Raw genomic sequence first — 2,841 nt, 5'->3', positions numbered from 1 at the left:
GCCCCGGTGCCGCAGCCGATGTCCAGCACCTGCATGCCGGGCCCCGCGCCAGGGGCGTCGGCCGCCTCGGCGAGCAGGGCCTCGAAGGGCGCGAACATGCGGTCGAGCAGGGGCTGCGCCTGCACCCAGGCGTGGCCGGCGGCGCCGTTCCAGAGCGCGGCTTGCGGGGAATCGATCGAAAGGGGTGGGTTCATGGCGGCCTCCTGGGTGCCTGGAAAGGGAGTGAAAGCTAGACTGTGCGACTTCAAGCCGACTTGAGGTCAAGCCCATGGAGATCCTGGACATCGCCGAGGTGGCACGCCGTTCGGGCCTGCCGGCATCGACGCTGCGCTTCTACGAAGAAAAAGGCCTGATCGCCTCCGTCGGGCGGCACCGCCTGCGGCGGCTGTTCGATGCGGGCGTGGTGGAGCGGCTCGCGCTCGTCGCGCTCGGGCGGGCGGCCGGCTTCTCGCTCGACGCCATCGGGCAGATGTTCGGCCCCGACGGCCAGCCGCGCATCGACCGCGACCGGCTCCTGGCCCAGGCCGACGACCTGGACACCACCATCCGCCAGCTCACCGCCATGCGCGACGGGCTGCAGCACGCCGCGCGCTGCAAGGCCCCCAGCCACATGGAATGCCCCACCTTCCGGCGCCTCCTGCGCGCCGCCGGGGCGGGGGCTGCCATCGGCCGTCCCAGGCGGCCCGCCGATCCAGGCCACTGACCCGCCAGGGCCCCATGGCCTGCGGCAAAGGGCACAATCGATCCACCCTTTCCACCTGCCGGGACCGCACCATGTCCACCCACCTTTCACCGAACGACGCCGGCGCCCTGTACCAGGCGTTGCAGGCGGGCCCGCTGGCCGGAAGCCCCATCACGGCGCTGCGCATCGGAGCGGGCCACTCGTCCATCGCCAGCGGCACCCAGGCCCAGGCCCGGCTGCTGCGCACCCTGGAAGTGGGCTACTACGCCACGGCCGCCGCCTGCTTTCGCCACGATCCCCCGGCCGAGGGCGAACTGGAGCACGCCATCCAGGTGGTGGAAGAGGCCGTGATGCCCGTGCACGCGGTGCTGCCGCCGGGCACCACGCTCTACACGGCCGATGCCGGCATCCGCCAGGTGGCGCTGGCGGCCGGCATCGAAGCCCAGCCCGAGATGACCCTGCCGCTGGATGCCGTGGAGCGCACCTTCAACCGCCTGGTCTCGGTGGCCCTGGGCCGCCCGCCCGCCCAGGAGGGCCTGCCCGAGGGCTCCGCCTTCGCCGCCACGCTGCTCATCCTGCGCGAATGCATGCAGCACCTGGGCTTCGACCGCATCGTGATCCGCTCCGACACGGTGGTGTAGCCCGCGGCCCGGTGATCAGCCCGGACCGGGCACCACGAACGCCGCACGCGCCGCCTGGGCCGCCGCGCGCACGCTGCAGCCTTCGAAGTGGTCGTTGACCAGCCCCATGGCCTGCATGAAGGCGTAGACCGTGGTGGGGCCGACGAAGGTGAAGCCCCGCTTTTTCAAGTCCTTGGACATCGCCACCGAGGCCGGCGTGGTGGGCATGGCGCGCACCGACTCCAGCGTGATGCGGCCGGGGCGCCCCTCGGCGGCGGCCGGGGCGAAACGCCACACGTAGTGCGCCAGCGAGCCGAACTCGCGGCGCAGTTCCAGCACGCGCTGCGCGTTCTGGATGGCCGACTCGATCTTGCCGCGGTGGCGCACGATGCCGGCATCGCCCAGCAGCCGCTGCACGTCGGCCGCACCGAAGCGCGCCACCTGCTCGGCGTCGAAATGGGCGAACCCGGCGCGGAAGGCTTCGCGCTTGTTCAGGATCGTGAGCCAGCTCAGGCCCGCCTGAAAGCCTTCCAGACACAGCTTTTCATACAGGCGCCGGTCGTCCGCGACCGGAAAGCCCCATTCATGGTCGTGGTAGTGGCGGTACAGCGGCGTGGCGCTGCACCATTGGCAGCGGGCGCATCCGGCCTCGTCGGTGAACAGGCCACTGTCCGGGCTGGAAGACGGGTGGGCAGAAACGGGAGCGGAAAGAGGGGCGGGCATGCCGGGATTCTGCCCGCGCCCCGAACGCGGGGGCACCCGGCGGCGAACAATGGCTTTCGCTATCCTTGGCCCACCGACCGCCGACCCATTGCCGAATGCCCCTGCCACCCTTTCCCCCGTCACCCTTGCGGTCGCCCCGCCCCCTGCTGCTGCTGGCCGCCTCGCTCCTGCTCTCCGGCTGCGCCAGCACGGGGCAGTCGCTGGCGTACTACTGGCAGTCGGTGCGCGGGCACCTGCAGCTCATGCACGCGGCCGAACCCATCGACACGTGGCTCGCGCGGGGCGACACCTCGCAGCCGCTGCGCGATCGCCTGCAGCTGGCGCAGGAGGCCCGGCGCTTCGCCGTGACCGAGCTGGCGCTGCCCGACAACGCCAGCTACCGCCGCTATGCCGACCTGGGCCGCCGCGCGGCCGTGTGGAACGTGGTGGCCGCGCCGCCCGATTCGCTCACGCTGCACCGCTGGTGCTTTCCGATCACGGGGTGCATCGGCTACCGCGGCTATTTCAACGAGGCCGATGCGCGCGCCGAGGCGGATCGGCTGGCCACCGAGGGCCTGGAGGTGGGCGTGTACGGCGTGCCGGCGTATTCCACCCTGGGCTACATGAACTGGGCGGGCGGCGACCCGCTGCTCAACACCTTCATCGGCTGGCCCGAGGGCGAGTTCGTGCGGCTGCTCTTCCACGAGCTGGCGCACCAGGTCGTGTACGCCCATGGCGACACGCTGTTCAATGAATCGTTCGCCACCGCCGTGGAGCGCCTGGGCGTGGCGCGCTGGCTGGCCGAGCGCGCCACGCCGCAGGCGCGGGCCGACTACG

Annotated in this window: 4 protein-coding genes and 1 pseudogene; 3 read left to right on the top strand and 2 right to left on the bottom strand. The window is 71.8% G+C overall.

Annotated features, from left to right (window positions below):
* A pseudogene (locus AC27IQ_RS21800) lies at positions 1 to 194 on the bottom strand (SAM-dependent methyltransferase); the annotation flags it as partial.
* A 74-nt stretch (positions 195 to 268) separates the two neighbouring features.
* Between AC27IQ_RS21800 and AC27IQ_RS21795 the strand changes: the two are divergent.
* Together AC27IQ_RS21795 and AC27IQ_RS21790 are read left to right on the top strand one after the other, a co-directional pair.
* Positions 269 to 703 carry a helix-turn-helix domain-containing protein gene (locus AC27IQ_RS21795; protein WP_487090761.1) on the top strand — a complete coding sequence of 145 codons (435 nt, stop codon included), beginning with the start codon at positions 269 to 271 and terminating at the stop codon, positions 701 to 703.
* A gap of 71 nt (positions 704 to 774) precedes the next feature.
* Positions 775 to 1,323, top strand: coding sequence for a hypothetical protein (locus AC27IQ_RS21790; RefSeq protein ID WP_284427181.1), 549 nt, complete (start codon positions 775 to 777; stop codon positions 1,321 to 1,323).
* Positions 1,324 to 1,338: 15 nt separating this feature from the next.
* Here AC27IQ_RS21790 and AC27IQ_RS21785 read toward each other — a convergent pair whose 3' ends face one another.
* The gene (locus tag AC27IQ_RS21785; protein ID WP_487090760.1) at positions 1,339 to 2,025 is read right to left on the bottom strand and encodes a DNA-3-methyladenine glycosylase I; all 687 of its coding nucleotides are present in this window, start codon (positions 2,023 to 2,025) and stop codon (positions 1,339 to 1,341) included.
* A 95-nt stretch (positions 2,026 to 2,120) separates the two neighbouring features.
* Between AC27IQ_RS21785 and AC27IQ_RS21780 the strand changes: the two genes are divergently transcribed.
* Positions 2,121 to 2,841, top strand: a 721-nt coding sequence (locus AC27IQ_RS21780; RefSeq protein WP_487090759.1) for an aminopeptidase, incomplete at its 3' end; no start/stop codon positions are given.

Source organism: Acidovorax sp. KPB24-07 (assembly GCF_057543315.1).
This window is presented reverse-complemented; position numbering and strand designations above follow the sequence as displayed.

What these genes read in the sequence shown, in the direction of transcription:
- AC27IQ_RS21795 (WP_487090761.1), top strand. Translation starts at nt 269, where the DNA reads ATGGAGATCCTGGACATCGCCGAGGTGGCACGCCGTTCGGGCCTGCCG.
- AC27IQ_RS21790 (WP_284427181.1), top strand. Translation starts at nt 775, where the DNA reads ATGTCCACCCACCTTTCACCGAACGACGCCGGCGCCCTGTACCAGGCG.
- AC27IQ_RS21785 (WP_487090760.1), bottom strand. Translation starts at nt 2,025, where the DNA reads ATGCCCGCCCCTCTTTCCGCTCCCGTTTCTGCCCACCCGTCTTCCAGC.